Origin of the sequence: Leifsonia sp. Root4 (genome assembly GCF_001425085.1) — a bacterium.
Lineage (GTDB): Bacteria > Actinomycetota > Actinomycetes > Actinomycetales > Microbacteriaceae > Microterricola.
In genome coordinates this window covers 241,464-257,714 of record NZ_LMDN01000001.1, presented here as the reverse complement: position 1 = coordinate 257,714, position 16,251 = coordinate 241,464, and the positions used below count along the sequence as shown (strand labels likewise).

The 16,251-nt window shown below is 61.9% G+C and carries 24 protein-coding genes; 1 reads left to right on the top strand and 23 read right to left on the bottom strand.

Features of this window, described 5'->3' with window-relative positions; genetic code table 11:
- Position 1: 1 nt before the first annotated feature.
- The 17 genes from ASC66_RS18605 to ASC66_RS17965 all read right to left on the bottom strand — a co-directional run bounded on the left by ASC66_RS18605 (position 2) and on the right by ASC66_RS17965 (position 11,471).
- Positions 2-367 carry a DUF5361 domain-containing protein gene (locus ASC66_RS18605; protein WP_353612506.1) on the bottom strand — a complete coding sequence of 122 codons (366 nt, stop codon included), beginning with the start codon at positions 365-367 and terminating at the stop codon, positions 2-4.
- Positions 368-384: 17 nt separating this feature from the next.
- Positions 385-720 carry a hypothetical protein gene (locus tag ASC66_RS01260; protein WP_157509586.1) on the bottom strand — a complete coding sequence of 112 codons (336 nt, stop codon included), beginning with the start codon at positions 718-720 and terminating at the stop codon, positions 385-387.
- Positions 717-1,181 (bottom strand): hypothetical protein, encoded by a 465-nt coding sequence (locus ASC66_RS17980; RefSeq protein ID WP_157509585.1) that lies wholly within the window; start codon positions 1,179-1,181, stop codon positions 717-719. The genes ASC66_RS01260 and ASC66_RS17980 overlap by 4 nt, the downstream gene beginning before the upstream one ends.
- A 94-nt stretch (positions 1,182-1,275) precedes the next feature.
- Positions 1,276-2,106 (bottom strand): phage tail tube protein, encoded by an 831-nt coding sequence (locus tag ASC66_RS01255; RefSeq protein ID WP_055833629.1) that lies wholly within the window; start codon positions 2,104-2,106, stop codon positions 1,276-1,278.
- Between the two features lie 85 nt (positions 2,107-2,191).
- Entirely contained in the window at positions 2,192-2,560 is a 369-nt protein-coding gene (locus ASC66_RS01250) for a phage tail termination protein (protein ID WP_055833627.1), read from the bottom strand.
- Positions 2,557-2,802 carry a hypothetical protein gene (locus ASC66_RS01245; protein WP_055833621.1) on the bottom strand — a complete coding sequence of 82 codons (246 nt, stop codon included), beginning with the start codon at positions 2,800-2,802 and terminating at the stop codon, positions 2,557-2,559. The genes ASC66_RS01250 and ASC66_RS01245 overlap by 4 nt, the downstream gene beginning before the upstream one ends.
- Positions 2,803-3,138: 336 nt before the next feature.
- Positions 3,139-3,561 (bottom strand): Gp19/Gp15/Gp42 family protein, encoded by a 423-nt coding sequence (locus ASC66_RS01240; protein WP_055833618.1) that lies wholly within the window; start codon positions 3,559-3,561, stop codon positions 3,139-3,141.
- 66 nt (positions 3,562-3,627) lie between these two features.
- A complete protein-coding gene (locus ASC66_RS01235; RefSeq protein WP_055833616.1) occupies positions 3,628-4,830 on the bottom strand; it encodes an SU10 major capsid protein in 1,203 nt (400 codons plus the stop codon).
- A 3-nt stretch (positions 4,831-4,833) separates the two neighbouring features.
- Complete coding sequence (locus ASC66_RS01230; protein ID WP_055833613.1) at positions 4,834-5,385, bottom strand: hypothetical protein; 552 nt, start codon at positions 5,383-5,385, stop codon at positions 4,834-4,836.
- Positions 5,386-5,475: 90 nt separating this feature from the next.
- Complete coding sequence (locus ASC66_RS01225; RefSeq protein ID WP_055833606.1) at positions 5,476-6,204, bottom strand: VG15 protein; 729 nt, start codon at positions 6,202-6,204, stop codon at positions 5,476-5,478.
- The gene (locus ASC66_RS01220) at positions 6,204-7,661 is read right to left on the bottom strand and encodes a phage portal protein (protein ID WP_055833603.1); all 1,458 of its coding nucleotides are present in this window, start codon (positions 7,659-7,661) and stop codon (positions 6,204-6,206) included. Before ASC66_RS01220 ends, ASC66_RS01225 begins: the two co-directional genes overlap by 1 nt.
- Positions 7,658-9,181 carry a terminase gene (locus tag ASC66_RS01215; RefSeq protein WP_157509582.1) on the bottom strand — a complete coding sequence of 508 codons (1,524 nt, stop codon included), beginning with the start codon at positions 9,179-9,181 and terminating at the stop codon, positions 7,658-7,660. The genes ASC66_RS01220 and ASC66_RS01215 overlap by 4 nt, the downstream gene beginning before the upstream one ends.
- A complete protein-coding gene (locus ASC66_RS01210; RefSeq protein ID WP_055833596.1) occupies positions 9,144-9,389 on the bottom strand; it encodes a hypothetical protein in 246 nt (81 codons plus the stop codon). Before ASC66_RS01210 ends, ASC66_RS01215 begins: the two co-directional genes overlap by 38 nt.
- A gap of 87 nt (positions 9,390-9,476) precedes the next feature.
- On the bottom strand, positions 9,477-9,917 hold the full coding sequence (locus tag ASC66_RS18600) for an HNH endonuclease (protein WP_353612514.1): 441 nt from the start codon (positions 9,915-9,917) through the stop codon (positions 9,477-9,479).
- Between the two features lie 878 nt (positions 9,918-10,795).
- Positions 10,796-10,933, bottom strand: a complete 138-nt coding sequence (locus ASC66_RS17975) for a hypothetical protein (RefSeq protein WP_157509580.1) — start codon at positions 10,931-10,933, stop codon at positions 10,796-10,798.
- Complete coding sequence (locus tag ASC66_RS17970; RefSeq protein WP_157509579.1) at positions 10,930-11,091, bottom strand: hypothetical protein; 162 nt, start codon at positions 11,089-11,091, stop codon at positions 10,930-10,932. The genes ASC66_RS17975 and ASC66_RS17970 overlap by 4 nt, the downstream gene beginning before the upstream one ends.
- Positions 11,092-11,318: 227 nt before the next feature.
- The gene (locus ASC66_RS17965) at positions 11,319-11,471 is read right to left on the bottom strand and encodes a hypothetical protein (RefSeq protein WP_157509578.1); all 153 of its coding nucleotides are present in this window, start codon (positions 11,469-11,471) and stop codon (positions 11,319-11,321) included.
- A gap of 56 nt (positions 11,472-11,527) precedes the next feature.
- On the opposite strand from ASC66_RS17965, the gene ASC66_RS01205 reads away from it, so the two are divergent.
- The gene (locus ASC66_RS01205; protein ID WP_157509577.1) at positions 11,528-11,731 is read left to right on the top strand and encodes a hypothetical protein; all 204 of its coding nucleotides are present in this window, start codon (positions 11,528-11,530) and stop codon (positions 11,729-11,731) included.
- Positions 11,732-12,140: 409 nt separating this feature from the next.
- On the opposite strand, the gene ASC66_RS01200 is transcribed toward ASC66_RS01205, so the two are convergent.
- From ASC66_RS01200 to ASC66_RS01170, 6 genes are all read right to left on the bottom strand, one after another.
- Positions 12,141-13,388 (bottom strand): metallophosphoesterase family protein, encoded by a 1,248-nt coding sequence (locus tag ASC66_RS01200; RefSeq protein WP_055833592.1) that lies wholly within the window; start codon positions 13,386-13,388, stop codon positions 12,141-12,143.
- A 241-nt stretch (positions 13,389-13,629) separates the two neighbouring features.
- The gene (locus tag ASC66_RS01195; protein WP_055833590.1) at positions 13,630-14,385 is read right to left on the bottom strand and encodes a DUF7340 domain-containing protein; all 756 of its coding nucleotides are present in this window, start codon (positions 14,383-14,385) and stop codon (positions 13,630-13,632) included.
- A complete protein-coding gene (locus ASC66_RS01190) occupies positions 14,378-14,629 on the bottom strand; it encodes a hypothetical protein (protein WP_055833588.1) in 252 nt (83 codons plus the stop codon). Before ASC66_RS01190 ends, ASC66_RS01195 begins: the two co-directional genes overlap by 8 nt.
- Before the next feature lie 135 nt (positions 14,630-14,764).
- Positions 14,765-15,094, bottom strand: coding sequence for a hypothetical protein (locus ASC66_RS01185; protein ID WP_055833584.1), 330 nt, complete (start codon positions 15,092-15,094; stop codon positions 14,765-14,767).
- Between the two features lie 230 nt (positions 15,095-15,324).
- Complete coding sequence (locus ASC66_RS01175; RefSeq protein WP_055833578.1) at positions 15,325-15,771, bottom strand: hypothetical protein; 447 nt, start codon at positions 15,769-15,771, stop codon at positions 15,325-15,327.
- Positions 15,772-15,852: 81 nt separating this feature from the next.
- Positions 15,853-16,164, bottom strand: a complete 312-nt coding sequence (locus ASC66_RS01170; protein WP_055833575.1) for a hypothetical protein — start codon at positions 16,162-16,164, stop codon at positions 15,853-15,855.
- Positions 16,165-16,251 lie beyond the last annotated feature (87 nt).

Below are 16,251 nucleotides of genomic sequence, written 5' to 3'. Positions count from 1 at the left end.
GCTATTCAGTTCGGCGGCGTTGCCGTGCCTCCCACGCAGCAGCACGGGTCGACTGTTTCGATTCCTCCTCCCGCGCCTCATGGGCGAGAGCAGGAGACTTGTGGGGCTTCGGCGGGTTCTTCCCCTTGCTGCCGTCACCCGTTTTGCGCCAGTCGAGAACGCGAAGACGGAACTCCACCTGATTCAGCAGATGCGTTTCCGCCGACCACGCTCGAGGCCCACCGACCGACTGCCACAACGCACACCCGTCAGGGAGGAACGCGACAAGATCAGCGAGCTCGAGCGCGCCCAACTGCGCACGAACAGCAGAGAGGCGAAGGCCGTATGTGGCTTGTAGTGACGCCCGCAATGCGCCCTCGTGATCCACGAGGACGTACGCGAGCGTCAGGAGTTTGGGTTGAGTACCCCGAACAGCTCCTCAATGAACTCGAGGCCCGCCTTGACGGGCACTCGACCATTCGTGCCGCGGAGGCCATCGAGCACCGCCTGCCGGCCGTCATCGCCAACGAGGCGGCGCAGCATCAGCGGCAGAGAGCCACGCTTCTTCGGGTCAGACTGCAGGGCTGCGAGGTCCTCGAGCAGCTCGAAGTCGTCAAGTGCTTCGTCCAGCACGGTCACGGTGATACCGGAGATTGTGACCTTCTTGCCGCCCTCGATCGTTTCGACAGAGGGCTTCGGCTTCTTGTGATCCTGGGGCTGGCGGCCCTTTGCTTGAGTCATGCCGAAATCTCCTGTCGGTTCCATGTGCGGCGGGGTGTCATGAGCGCGTCGCTCACGCTCCACTTGTGCTTGTCGATTCGTTGCCGGATGACCGCTGATGGGACACCAGTCCTGGTCGCCCAGTCAGCGACTGTGAGTGATTCGCCGTCGAGTTCGAGGCGGCGATTGCTTCGTTTGTTCCGCGCCTGATCGCGCATAGAAGCCCAACGGCAGTTCTCGGGCGAATATGGGCCGTCATTGTCGATGCGGTCCAATGTGAACCCATCTGGCCGCGGCCCCATGTCCGCTTCGAACGCTGCGAAGGAATCCAGCCACCGAGCGCAGACCCTCACCCCGCGCCCGCCATATCGTGAGTAGTTGTGCTTGCGCGGGTTGGCGCATCGCTGCTTCATCTCCGCCCAGACGTTGTAGAGCGGGTGATCTGCGCGGTAGCGCCGTGCATGATCCAGATTGCTTGTCATTTGCTGATGACTCCTTTTCGATTTACTGACGGCTCCTATAGGTCATGACCGGGTGGGGCGAGCCATCAGCATTGGTTCCCCACCCGGTCACGAATTACGGAGTCGCGACGACGGTTGCTGCCGGCGAAGTTCCGCCCGTCAGCGCAGATCCGTTCGCTGTCACCGCGGCAGCAGCAAGGAACGTGATCGCAATCGGGGATGTGCCCGACGCGGAGACACCCGTGACGCCAGTCACGCCAGCGAGAGCATTGATCGCCGCGGCAACCGCAGCAGCGTTCGCGTTGTATGCGATCGGTGCTGTCGCTGCCCCGTTGACAGCCAGCGTGTACGTGCCACCAGCGGGGACGCCACTGATCGTCAGGTTCCAGACGGTGTCGAGCTGGGCACCGGCACCTTCGTACGAGTCGTAGTCACCGATGACCTCACCGATGAACGGGAAGCCAGCGATGTCGTTGTTCACGAACACCCGATCGCCATCAGTCACGATCTCGAGACGCTCAATGCAGAGACGTTCCTTGACGGTGACGTTGTCCGCATCGAAGATGTCGATCACTGCGGCCCGAGCGGAAACCTTCTGCCCCGAACCGCGGCGAACCTTGCGGACGCCAGCGGTGACAGTGACGCTCTTCTCGTCGTAGCGGAGGCTCTTCGTCTGCGGCTTCGACTCGAGGGCGGTGAACGCGACGGTCGTGCCGGATTCACCCATGCGAGTGCGCACAACGCGCCCGCCCTGGTGGCCACGAATGACCTCCTTCGAGCCGGTCGCCGACTCGGTGATGCCATCTCCGTGAAGCCATCCGACATCCTCGAACGCCGCAGCGGGGATCTCATCGATGGTCGTTGGGAGGTTTGTCCCGAGCGGCGCGAGGTAGATCGCGTCGAGGTCTGATCCGAAGATCCGAGCGTTGCCTGCTTCTACGGTCATGTTGGTTCCTTCCATCTGGCCGGACACATGACCGGCAAAAGAGAAAGCCCCCGCACGTTGCGAGGGCCAAGAGTTAGAGAGTGGGTCAGCGGCCAGCGCGAACCGAGAGGCCGACTGTGAATCGGTACCGGGGAGTGTTCGTGCCCGGATCTGGGTTGAGGTGCAACCCGCCGACTTCGGTGGCGCCGCGCACAAGCTGCATCTGAGACGCGTTGTTCAAGAGCGCTTCACGACACTTCGCAGCGAGCTCGAAAGCGTCAACCTCGTTCGCCGCCCACGCGTCGACCGTGATCTGTGGCTGATCGAGAACACGATTCAGCGCGGCACCACCCGTGCGATACACCCGCACAAACGATGCAGGACGAGTTGCGGGAACCTTCGTCGCAACCTTCACAGGTGCGATGACCGGCTTGAGGAACGCCACCACGAGCGCTTCGACATCAGGGAGCCTCATGTGCGCCCCGCATCCATCGCCCGCTCGAGCACAGCACCCTCTGCCTGCCGTTCCCGCGCTTCAGTCGTATCCGTCTGCACGAACGCACGAGCCGTATACCGGTGCGGCTTCACCACTGCGATGAACCCCTCGCCTGCAGCGGCAGCAATGCGACTAGCCCGCCGTGCGAGATCCGACTGAACCGGCCCAGACTTGAGCACCTGGCGGACGCCCTTCATCTTCAGTTTCACCTTCACAGTCATCAGCCGGCCACCCTTCGAAGCGAAACGACAGAACCCGGTGTGAGGCCCGATGGATGCTTCCAGTCACGGGTCACACCCTCGACCTCGAACGCCTCCCCACGAGCCGCACAGCGGTCGCGAGGCTCGAATGGGAGCCCGAACGGGCCGTAGATTGTCGGCTCGACAATCACACGGTCGTGACCGGGCAAGCGAGGCTCAGAAGTGGATCCCGGATCGAACACGTAGATGCCAACCTGCTCGGCTGGCCCCCACGTTTCGGTCGCATTCCCGTGGGCATCTTCCGCGCCAGGGATGAAAGGAAGTCGACCCACGTACTCGGTAATTCGACGGCCCATATCAGCCCCCGTAGAACGGTGAAGTCGTCGGAATCATCGAAACCGTGAACGCGCCACGAGCCCGAACACCCTGCAACTTCGCCAACTCGTCATCCGTCAGGCCAAGACCGCCAGGAGTGTCGCCGCCGTACGTTGCCGACTCCGTGAATGGGCCAGTCGTCGTATTGCGCTGCCGGATGCCCTCGGGGTTTCGGAACACACGCGTCACCATCGAAACGACAACATCTTTCGCCGTCTCGAGCAGATCAGTCACAGCCGGGATGAGTGCGGCTTCTGCGTCGATCCGAGCCTGGATGTCAGCCACCCGGAAACGGATCTCGCGCTCAGCCTTATCGACCCAGATCTGCGTCTGCTCATCGTCCGTGGGCGCACCCTCACCGATCCACGCGAGGATCACGTCATCGGGTGAAGTCCATGAAGCCATGTGGCACCTCCGGTTAAATGCGGGTGGGCGGAACCGAAGTCCCGCCCATCCCACAAATTGACTTGCTTAGACCGCGAGGCCGCGGATGACACCGTGCGCGAGCGCGTTGCCGTACTTCAGGCCGATCTCGCCGTAGATCTGCGTCTTGTCAGACGAGCCGGTCTTCGCGAGGTCTTCCTCGAACAGGACGCCCTTGCCGGGAACCTCGAGGAACACGGGCTGGATCTGCTCGAGCGAGACGACCGCGAGGGTGTCAGGCGCGAGAGCGCGGTCGATGGCGACGTTCAGCGTTCCGAAGTCGGTCTCGATCGTCTGCAGGTTCAGGCCGCCCACGTTGCGAGTGCCGGCGTAGGGGTCAGCCTTGCCGTACTCGGCCGCGTACGCAGCAGTCAGGGCACGCTTCTGGCGAGACGAGCAGAACAGGGTCGCGGTGCCCTGCTCCGAGATGCCGCCGTTGTCGAAGACGCGCTGCATGAGCGTGCCGAGCCCGTCAACGGTGAGCGTGGTGCCCGCCTTGATGACCGACACGGTTGCGGTTCCGATGACGATTGCAGATCCGCCCGAGGTGGCCGAGACCTTGAACGAGACGGTCGTGGAAACCGACTGAACGTAGTACACGCGGTCAGTGCGGATCGCGGTGGAGGCGCCCACATCGGTGAACACGACCTTGTCGCCAACGCTCAGCGAGTGAGTCGCGGTGATGGTGTCGGTCGCAGCCGAACCGCCCACCATCTCGCCGGTAGCGATGCGGTTCGCGGTGATGACCGACAGGAGGCCCGCGGTCTTGCGCGGAGCGGTGTTGTCGGCCGGCTTGGCCAGAACGCCGTGCCAGAACGTGTAGTTCACGTCACGGGCGATGGTCTTCAGTGCGTTCGCGACCTGGTGACCGTGCTCGTCAGCTACCGGGTTGGCGCTGCCGTCAGCGCCATAGAAGGGGGCGGATCCGGGGGTCTTGTACTGACCCGTAGCGGCCTGCTTGGTGTACGACGTGGCGACCTGCTCGTGGAAGATCTGCGCCACGTTCTCGACGTTCGCGCGGACTCGCGACTCCGCGGTGGGCGCATCTGCACCCTCGAGGCGTGCACGGATCTCAGGGTCGCGGAGGTCCTGCGTCTGCCACTCGAACGACGGCGAAGTGGTCTGCCCTCCGCCCTGGCTCAGCCCGCCAGCACCCGAGAGGAGCGGGGTGTCAGACGGCGTGATCTCGATGAGCTCGCCGTGGAAGTTGGGAAGGTTGAAGGTCGTTCCCAGACCGGTGATTCCAGCCATTGATTAGCCTTTCGTCTGGGCAGCTTTTTGCTGCCGAAGGGTTGCGACAAGTGCGAAGTTCCGGGAGCTGCGCGCTGCCTCAATGGCAGAGTCGAAGTCCGTATCCACGGTCGTCTTGTTCGTGTTCTCGATGAATGGGGCGGCAGACGGTTTCGCCGGCTCCCCCCGAAATGCGACAAGCGCATTCGCTGACGCCTCAAGCTCTTCCTGCGTGCTACCCGTGAGCAGTGCAGCAGGGACACCCTTAGCGGCGGCCACTTCGGATCGTGTCTTCGCGCTCCGGAGCTCGGCGTTCTCGCGCTCGAACTCCGCAAGCCGCTCAGCCTGCTTCTCAGACTCCGACTTGTCTCGGTCCTCGAACTCCTTGACCCGAGCCTCAGCCGCAGCAGCGCGCTTCTCAGCGGCAGCCTTCGCTTCTCGCTCGGACTTCAGCGCCGCGAGCCCAGGCGCGCCCAGTGGTTCGGCATCAGGTGTCGCACCCGGAGCCTCAACCGCGGGAGCAGTTGGTTCGATGATCGGATCAGCCGGAACGGCCGGTGTAGTTGGCGTAGACATGTGTCCTCCATGTGAATGCGGCAGTCGCGCCGCGTGAATTTCCGCGCCATCGCAGCCCGGAAACGAAAGAACCGCCCGGAGGCGGTTGGTCTAATTGATAGGGAAGAGTGCTTTCTCTTCCCGGCCCGTGCTCGGGTCCGTCCACTTGTCGATGCGGTAGAACGTCGGTTCAGCTCGGCAACGGCAGAAGTCGTGATAGTCGACCGAGCCAACATCGCGCCGGCCCTTTCCTCGAGCTTGAACGCCCTTGCCCTGACCTCCGCGCTTGCCTGCTGTTGCGGACGGGTCAACGCCCGCGCCAATGACCATGCCGGCCGCTTCAGCGGAACGGTAAACGTCACCGCGGCCAGCGAGATCACGACACCATTGGCAGGCATCGGGGCGCGCTACACGGGCCCACGAGGTTGAGACGACATCCTTGCGGGCGTTCGCCTCAATAGTGGAGCGATCGGCGCCCGCAATGATCCGCTGCATGCCCCCGCCGAGTAATGAGAGTGGCGTGGACTCCGACTGCATGTAGAGCGGCTTGATGCCCCAACGAACGAGGGCATCGATCCGCGAGGGCGAGACATCCCCAGCGGTGACCGCCGTGAATGATCCGCCCACAGCCGCCGCGCGCATGTCCTCGTACCAGACGGCCGAAAGTTCGCCCGCCTGCGTGACGTAAGGCACCAGCAGCTCGGGCATCACACCGAGCAGGGCGTCACGCACCATGTCGGCACGAACGCCCTGCAACGAGTTGAGCAACCGGTTCAGATCAGCCACCGCGAGGGTTGTCAGATCGTCAATGTCAGCGCCATGCTGAGCGAGGGAAACCATCACTCACCGCCGCGAGCAACAGCCACAGCCGCCACCGCAGGATCAGCCGCAGCCGCCTCAGCGGTCTGCCGCAGCGACGACACCAACGTGCCAGCCTGCGCGCGCCGCTTGTCAGACAGCAACTCGTCAATCTCGGCCTTCGTGTACCCCAGCCGGCGCAACGTGACGGTCGACTCAGCAAGCCACGGGATCGCCGCAACCTGCTTCACCATCGCATCCGAAGCCTCGCCCACCGTGGGCTCGTGTGGGCGTCGGAAATTTGCCGACATCTGCGACAGATCATCTGCCGCTCGAGCATCGTCATCGCGAACCATGACTGCCAGGCGCATGAGATCAGCCCAACTGCCCTCGAAGCCCTTGATCGCCTTCTCGGCGCCCGCGTTCAACTTCTTGTAACGAGCATCGACACCGGATGCAGACGATGGGTTGTCATGGATCACGCCGAGCGTGTCAACGGGGATGCCAGTCTCGCCAGAGAACAAAGCAGCATCCGACCGGATCATGTCCATGTGGGGCTGCATTGTGGCCTGCTGGAACTGCTGAACGGTCGGAATGTTCCCCTCATCATCGCGGCTCAAAGCGAGCAGCTTTCCGATGGTCACTTCCCAGCCGGTCTTCATCTGGCCCGTTGCTGAATCGACAAAGTCGCCTTCGTCGGCACCGAGCACCGCGCGCTGCGGAGAGCTGTAGAACTCTGCCGACACCTCCATGCGGAGAAGCGTGCGAACTGCGCGCTGCGTGATGGAGATGACCGGACGCGTGATCCGCGACGTTCCAAACTCCCACTCAACAGAAGGGTTATGCACGAACGGAACTACCGGAACGCGACCAACGTTGTGGACGCGGCGATCGACCCTCCACTTGCCGTCAACGTGCGTGCACTTGATCATTGCTTCGGGAGTGAACAGCGCAAAGCCCGTCACGAGACCGAATGTGTTCTTGCCCGTGATGGTCAGGAACGAACTCAGCCGGCCGCGGATCGGATCCCATCGGCCAGTCGACGTCGTGGCTGAGTAAGCAGGAGTGAGCACGTCCGGCTCGTCGTTGCCGCCGCGAATTGCGCCAGCGAACGACACCGCGTACTTGTATGCCGACGTGTGAACCATCGAAGCCAGAAGCGGCAGGCGGTTGTCCGACCAAACCGCATCCAGCCCAGACGATGCCCACGTGTCGCCCGGAGTCACGAACCCGTCAAGCGTCGTGCGCTCTGCCAGGTCATCAACCGATCGCGCGGGCCAACCCAGAACAGGTGCGACCTCCTCGAGCTGCTGCGGAACTGCGATGCCAAGGTGCTCGACCGTGTGCTTCGCGTCGTACCAGAGCGTGCGCTCACGGTTCATCGGAGCAAAACGCCCCATACGCATCGCGAGCACGGTCGCTTCCTGCTTCTCCTGCTGAGAGAGCTCATTGCTATCCCACAGCCCTGCCGCGAAACGCGGAACGATGGCAAGTTTCATTGGAAGACCACAGCCCTTCGTTCGCCTTCTGCGCGGACTTTCCGCTTACTTGTTCGCGCACCCCACAGGGCCAGCGAAACCGCCTCAACAGGCGTCTCGTCACCTTCTGGCACAGTCGCCATCCAGCCACCCCGCTTGTCTTTGTCAACGATCGAAATCGCGTCATCAAGGACCTTCTGGCCCTCGTGCGCACGGTGAGTTGCCTTGCGGTCAGTGAACGCGTCATCAGTCATCGCGCACGCCTGCAAATACTGCGGAGTAGACACAACACGGATGCGCTTCTCAGGCACGCGGCGCTCAATTAGGAGCTGCTTCAGGACGCCAGCACCAGCAGAACCACCGAGGACAATCGCGCCGGCAGAACGCCAACGAGCAACGCCATCCGGGCCCTTATCGCACAGCCAATTAGCGAGCGTGGAAAGGCCTGCGTCATCGTCAGCCTGAGCGATGAGCTCGACGTGAACCTCGTCATCGCCATGAGCAACAGCACCAGCGACAGCAACACGGGAACCATCGATCGAGAAAGCGACACCGTAGGACTTCATGCCCTCGGGGGCTTCAGCAACGCCAGTGTCAGACCACAGATCGGCAGAGATCGCACGCGACCCCGCCTGATCCTCATCCCAAACGCCGAACGCCTCACGACGCATCGACTCAGGCCGAAGATTTTCCAGCATTCGGAGCACAGCAGACTTCGGTGTGCGCAACGGATACGACGGGTTCGCAGTAGACACCGCAGCCCAATCGACTTGACCCATAGGCCACTTCTCCGGGCGAACATTCTTGTCAGCCGAGAACTCGACATAGACCATGTTGCATTCAGGCTTTTCGCCCGCCTGTTTCCGACGCTCAACCTCCAACGCTTTACGGCGCCGAGCCTTGAACTCTTCGCCGCTATCAGTCGGCCGCGGAGGTGTCCCAACCATGAACAGCAACGGGTTATCCGCCTGGTTCATCGTCGGGATCAGGTCATCCATCGTCTTTTCGGTCACACGCTGGGCCTCATCGAGAACCAGCACGCCAACCTTCGTGAAGCCAAGGCCGAACCCGCGCTCGCGAGCACCGAACAGGATGCGCGACCCGTTCGAAAACTCGATCGCCTCATCACCGGACCCGAGACGCACCTGCTTGATGAACGGGCGCACCTTCGGCTGCTTCGCCATGCCCTGCATCGAACGAAACGTCTCGCCGGCAGTAGCCAACTGGTGAGCAGTCCAAATGACCAACATTCCCGGGTTCAACATGCACAACGCGAACGTCACGGCGCCGATGAAGAACGTCTTACCCACCTGGCGCGGAATAGACATCACAACGCCACCGATAGAAGCCGCATACGTGCCATCAGCACGCTTACCGAACACGATGCTTCCCGCACCGTCCTGCCACGGATCAAACTCAAGGCCAAGCCGCCTGCACTCAGCCCGAACACTCGGCCAAGAAGTCGTCTTGATGCCAGTCGGAATCACAACATGGCGAGCAGCCTCAGAGAGCTTCGGGGTCGAATTCCTCGTCTTCGACATCCGCGCCACCCTCAGTGTCTTCCGCATCCTTCGCCATCAGCGCCTCAATCTCTTTCGACAGCAACGACAACTGGCGGTGCAAGGCAGCCTTAGCCGGCCCCTTCTCATCAGGAAGATCCGCAGCAATCTCACGCCGCTGCGCCAACAGAATGTCTAGATAATTGCCCGACTCGATCGCCTCAGCGAGAGTCAAATGCGAATCAGCCATGCCCTCACCTCCAAGAAAAAAATGCGATAGATAGAACGGCCTTATGCTGGGGGTGGGCCTCGGAGGGCGCTTGGGGGGTTCCCCGCCCTACCCTGCTTGGCCGTATGAGATGCGGTTCAGCGCTTCATGCTTCGGGTCAACTGATCGGAGTGCAGCCTCGAGCTCGGCGATGCGGAGTTCGTACGATCGGCGGGCCTTCATCTCGGCTGCGTTCTCTGCGTGGGTGGCTGCTTGCATGTGCTCAGGGTTGACGCAGCGTGTGTTCGCGCATGTGTGGTGAGCCTGTTGCGTGCCGAGCGGCTTCCCGTGCTTGGCTTCAAGTGAGAGCCTGTGCACCTGGTAGCTCCTCCCCGACCATCTAAGGACGGGGTAGGGGGAGGCGGATTTGGAGGGGGTCCGGGTTTGGCCTTGCCAGTCCCAGCACCCCTCGGGTGTCACCTGTACGCGGGTTCGCAGTTCAATGATGAAGTCGGCCCAGCGTCCGTCTTCGAATGCTGCACGGAACTCGGTTCGCTTGGATGCCCACATGGCTTGCAGTTCGGCCGGCGTCTTTAGCACGGGCTTCGCTTTGGGCTTCGCAGGCGGGCGGGCTTCTGCCGCTCTGGCGCTGCCACATTTGACTGAACACACGGTCGACTCGGCACGGGAATTGGTGTAGCTCTTGCCGCATGCATGGCATGTCAGCTCGTGTTGGTTGTTCTCACGGTGCCAGTAGGAGTAGTGCGTTGAGCACATGCCTCGAGCGAGGACGGTTCGTGTGCACTCGTCTGCATTGCAGGACTTGGTGGACACGCCGACCTCCTCTCACCAGATGGGCGATGCTGTGACTGCCACTCGTTCGACAGCGCCTTGTGCGCGTTTCGCTCGAGCTTCGGCCAGCGTCTTGTTTGACTTAAATTGATTGCACTCTCGGTGCATTAGGCGGCAGTTTTTGCGGTCGTATGGTGAGCCACCTCGTGATCGGGGTAGGTCTTCATCGACTTCGCCGCGCATGGGGTGTGGGCTGCATCCAAGGCAGTCGCCGCCTGGGCATTTGGGGCCGTGCTTGCCGGCACTCATCTTGAGCGTCTTGTCTACGGGCTGGTCACACAGCGCACATGATGACTCTTCGGCTTTGACTCGTTTGGTGAGTTCTCGTCGTCGGTGTCCGTTGGCGTTGTGCATCGGGGTTGCCATCGTGCGCCCCTTGCTTCAGCAGCTACTCGCGCCCTCGATCGCGTGCACATGACAGTTCGCAGGCCAGCATTGCGCTGACACTGGAGTATTGCGATGTGCAGTAGCCGCATTCGTATGGGGCGTGAGTGTGTTCAGTGTTGGTCACGGTTTCTAGCGGGAGTGAGTAGCGGTCGCCGGCTTGCTTCAGCGCTTCGATCATGGCGTTGACATTGGTCTGCATCCATTGACCGTCAGACATCCGCCCCAACCTCCTCAGCCCCGAGCAAAAGCCACGAGCCCTCTTCGTCAGCAATATCCAGCCGCAGATACCTACTCGGCGGGTAGTCTTTCGCCCATTGTTCGGGGTTCTCGGTCGCGTTGCCGGTCATCGGTTGCCCTTGAACCAGTTCTCGATCATGAGGGCGCGTCGCGCTATTCGCTCACGGCGAATCTCGGCAGCGACCTCTGAGAGCGTGCGCTGTCGGCGTGCTTTTCGGCGTGCTGCCCTCGTCGCTATCAACTCTTCGGCCAGCTTGATCGAGGTCATGGTCACTCCCTTGTGAGCCGTTGCGGTGTTGTGTCGTGGTTCCATCCGTAGCGTTCGCGGTCACGTTCGCCTTCGCACCAGCAGCCGTCGCATGAGTGCGGGCCGGGTGGGTGATGGTAGCCGTGCGGACACTGCCGGAAGTCAGCCATTGCCCGCCCTCCCTAAGTTGTCGCACACGCCGATTAAATGACGAAAGCCCCGATGGTTAGTCGGGACCGACCGCGGGGCTACGCAATTACGATGCCGCGCGCTTCGCAGAACTCGTTCAGTTCGCATTCCGTTGCCCATCCAGCGATGAATATTCCGTTGCTGTAAAGGAAATACTGGCCTGCGCTGATGACGCTGGTGAAGTTGGTCTTGGTGTTCTGCGCGTTCGTCATAACTAGAGTGTAGCGCGCTTTACGCATGAGTGTCAAGCGTGATGTACGCTTTACTTATGATCGATGAAGACGACGCCGAAACGCTAGCCATCCACGTTGCCCTGATTGAGCAGCGGACAGCCGAAGTTGCCGAAGCGGTGAAGGGCCGTGACGAGCAGATCAGGGGCATGCTTGCAAAGGGCGCAAAACCTACTGAGCTTGGCCGCCTGGCTGGCATGAGCCGCGAACGCATCTACCAAATCAAGGATGGTCGCCGCTAGAAGTTTGTTGGCCTCGATACGACCCGTCGAGACTCGCGCGGTAATTGATTTGTGGGGTCTGCTTGTGCCTTGCTGCGCAGTCAGCGTGAGAACGGGTCAGCGTTCAGGCGTTCGCCCGTGGGCCGCGAATGTGCAGCGACTTAGCGGGGGAAGCGCAGAGGCAGAGCCGGTGAGGGATGCCAATGGTGTTCTGCCAACGCGGGACGGTGTGAACCCACCCGCTTTGAACTACTCGACATGATCGAGCCGGGACTTGAACCCGGAACCGTGCAGGAAGGCGGGGCTCGAACCCGCGTGGCCGGCTCAATGCCTCCACCCACTCCCCAGCCGTAGCTGGTTCATCCCGCCGCCAGGTTCTTGCTCTTGTGCCTGACGCACTCAATGGACGGCACGAGGCCGTTGGCAAGTCTTACAGGATCGTCAGCGAGCTCAGGTCGAACCCGTCTGCGGTCACGTCAAACACGAGAAGGCCCGGATCTGAGTCGCGTCCGGCTGTTTGCCGGAACCAGTCAGATCCGTTGTCGAGTGTTGGTGCACCTAACCACCAGCGTTGGCGGTTGTTGTGCGGGTTGCGACCTGCGACACCAGCACCGAATGAGTGGTAGTGCGCGGAAATGAGTACATCGGCCGATGCACAAGCACCGGCACCGAACGCCTGCTTTTCCCACCAGGAGATCGCTTGGCCTGCACCGAACTGGTTGCCGTGCACGAGTCCGACGCGTGTGCCGGCGAACTCGACTGCAACTGATTCGTCGTATGGTGCGGGCGTAACCCAGTCGACGTCCATGCCGCGGTCTTCGGTGCGCTTCGAGACTTGCTTGTGCATGAACAGGCCGAGGTCGTCGGCGGGGATGCCGAGAGTCTGCTTGCCGCTGCGCCATGCAGCATGGTTTGACGGGACACCCATGACGGTGACGGGTGCATGTTTGTGGCAGACGTTGATCCACTCGAACAGTTCCGTGCCGTACAGGTCGAGCTGTCCGGCCAAGGAAAGGTCGTTGGTGAACATCGGGTTTCCGCCCGACTCGAACCCTTCGATGCCGTCGCCACCGTCTGCGATGAGGATGCGTTCCGGCTGGCGTTTGGTGAGCTCTGCGGCGAGCTTCTCGCGGATGATGTTCGATCGTTCAATGAGTTCGGGGGTGCCGCCTCTGCGGCCTGTCTTTCCGATCTGCGGGTCGGCCCACACGACGACGGTTGCGCGGCCTGTGGGGGCTGGTGAGGGCTTCGGGGTGGCGTTCCGTGCGGCCGCGTAGAGCGCCGGCAGGTCGACAGTGAACTCTGCCGGCGCCGAAGCGATCGGCTTGACGTTGTTCAGCTTGTTCCAGCAGCCACCTGCAGGGTTGGATGTCCAGCCCCAGGTGAACGTGACCTTGTCGGGGTCTTGGCCTGTTGACCGGATGAACTCGCGGTACTGGTCGAATCCCCACGGCTCTTGGGAGAACCGCACATAGTTCGCGGTGCCGTCTGCTGCGTGATCTTCGGACTCGCCACCGATGAGTGCCGCCTTGGTGGTCTTCGGTGCGGGTGCAATCTCGAGCACCTTCTTGGCGCGGCGCACGCTCTTTTCAGAGGTGCCCCACTTCTCACCAATGGCAACGTTCGTCATCTCTGACCGCAGATCCGCAACGTATTCCGGCTTGTCTAGCAGCGCCACGATGCCCCGCTTCCGTGAGAGTGTTTCCCCTGCTGCTGAGTCGCTGACCGCTGTCGTTGAGGGCTCAGCAGTCGCTGGCCTGACTAGAAGGTGGAGCGGTTTGGCTCGAGCAGGGGAAGTCTGGGTTAACGCAAAAAAGGCGACCACCCGAAGATGATCGCCTTTCTCGTGAAAGCAATGAGGCTACTTGCCTGTCCGGATTTGGACACACTAGTAGCCGATTACCTCCATTATGCATCAATTAAGAACGCGGCGCAACTGTTTCTTTCGGCGTGCCGTTCAGGAACATTGCGACCGCTTCGGGATCGGGCGTGAACCCGCAGAGGACTGCAAGCCGGGGAAGCTCTTCCACCTCCCAGTGCTTCCCGCACGCCCCGCAGTTCGCCCCGAGCAGTTTCCGTGTCTCGCGCTCGATGCTGTTGCTGAGTGCGTCCGACCGCATGGTTACGCCGTCGACTTGGCGGAGCGCATATCGTTCCCCGCATTCGGGCACTGGGCAGGCAGCCGGGATGGGTTCGCTGATCGTCGCCGGAGTGAAGTAGCTTTCGATACGGTTCACCCAGCCGGCGACCAGCTCGAACGCGGTTGTCTCCACCTGGGCACTGAACACTCGAGGTTGACTGCCCATGTCGATGTGATCCCCGACCGTCTCGCGCGACGTGACCACGACAGGCGTATCCGCTTCGACCAATGCCGACCACATGCGCACGTACTGCTCGGTGTGCCCGAATGGCGTCGGCCTGGCGTCGACTTGGGCGAGCGCTTCTGCTGCCTGTCTGTCGATCACTTCGATGATGTCGAGTGCTCCGGCGTCCAGTGGCAGCTTGGCCTTTCCTTGCGTGCCACCGCCGCCGCTTGCCCCACCGAAAACGGCCTCCCTGATTCGCTCGAGGAGACCGTCTGAAGTGGTGAGCACTTTGCCGTCATCGGTATCAACGAACTCGTGCCATTCGCTCGTGAGCTTGTCCACGAGCTCACTGAATGAGTAATCAGCCATTCGGGTTCTCCTTTCGTCGCGTGATGATGGTGACCCGTTTCCCGAGGAAGTAGTGCCACCTGTTCTGGATGCTGGGGAGGTGCTGGTTGCGCTCGGAGAAGAGGCGGCGTCCGTGCCTACCGAAGCGGATGCTGAATAGCGTCTTGTCAGCCCAGAAGACGTGCGCGATCCCGTCGTAGCCGCTGCCCCTTTTGACCCGCCAGCTGCCGAGCTTCCACACGCGGATCAGATTGATGTCATCCATTCGCGTCCTCCTTCTCTCGTTTCTTCCACACGGCGAACGTTGCGCCTTTGTGGAACGCTTTGTGCACCCCGTCGTGCAGTTGTGGGAGCCCGCATGTGTGACCGGGAACCATGGACGGGGTGCTGCAGGTGGCGGTCATCCGGCCTCCTTCGAGGGGGTGCTCGGTTCAGGGTTTGCCCGGTATGGGTTGCCAGCACGCGCGGCAGCCGTGTTGATTTCGTATCGCTCAATTGCATTCACACACGCATCCCACGCAACCTCTGCGACAGCCCGGTCATGCTCTGTTTGGCTTTCGAGCAGATCCTCGATTGCGCCGAGCGCCTCGAATGCTTGCCTGCGCCGCTTCTCCGCAAGCTCAGCTTCCGCAGCGTCGTAGCCAGCGTAGAAATCCGTCCTGGATGCGTCGCCGTGATACCTCTGCGCGAAAAGCTGCCAAGCCTGCTCGCGTGCCTCAACGTCCCCCACTGGGAACCTCCTGCCATGGCCCAGCGGGCACAGCCTTGATCCTTCGCAGGATCTCGACTCGCGGGTAGCTGGACATGAGGGCGCGCCACTCCCCAAACTTCTCGGGTGTGAGTTGGTTGTTTTGAATCCTCAGGAAACCGTTGGCCTCGTACGCTTGGCCGACCCATTCCCACTCGACCCCCGTTACTGACGCCTGATCGCCCTCTGCGATCAGCGCAGCGCTCTTGCTCTCACTCATTGGGCACCTCCTTCCACGGGGTCACTTTGCGGTTGATGAGCGTGCGCCCCGGCTCACTTGCCCGTTCGCGCGCCATCTGCTCTGAGGCATGGCTGATCCACACTTTGCCGCCGACGGGAAACTCGTTCGCCCACTCGACTTCCGTTGCCGCCTCCTGTGCGGAGAGGGCGAGGTGAGCGATCACGGCATCCGCTTCGGCCGTGTAGACCTGCTGCTCGCCCAACTGCACGTCAGCCCAGTTGCGCTTTCCGAAGTCGCGCGAGAACAGGAAGAGTGCGAGCGCTTCCCGGTCGATGGTCAGCGGCTCAGCCTTCGCAGCGTTGGTGCCGCATTGCCCTGGCCCCATGACGTCGAACCCGCATGTGGCACAGAACGTTGGGTCGCCCGGGCAGTCGATCAGATCGTGCCCTTCATGTGCGTACTCGCGCTTGTCGTTCATCGTTTCTCCTCCTCGGAAACGTTTGAGGCCCTGACCGTTTGAACGGGCAGAGCCTCAAGGGTGGGGGTGGGATGGGTGCGGTTAGGCATCGGGCGCCTCAATCACTACGTCAGGCTCGACGATCGTGTATGTGACAGGAACCCACCCGGCATCCGTGTGTCGTTCGAACGCGAAGACGTTGGTGACATGGGGGTAGATTTCGTCGTTCTTGCGCCATATCCGCGCCAGCCGGGTGCGAGTCGTAGTTGGTCGATCCGAGTAGGAGAGCATGTCAAGGTGCGCGGCTAGGAGGTCGGGCTTTGCTTTCTCGATGTCCTCGAAGTAGCGCCAATCGCCGCCACTCCCGCTCCCCGAGTAGTTCACGCCAACCCTCAGACGGTAGATCTCATTCATGGCTGTCTCCTGTCTCTTCGGCGTCCAGGCGGTACATCTCGACCGTGAATTTCGATTGGTGGTGAGTGCGGAACTCGGAGGCGCACT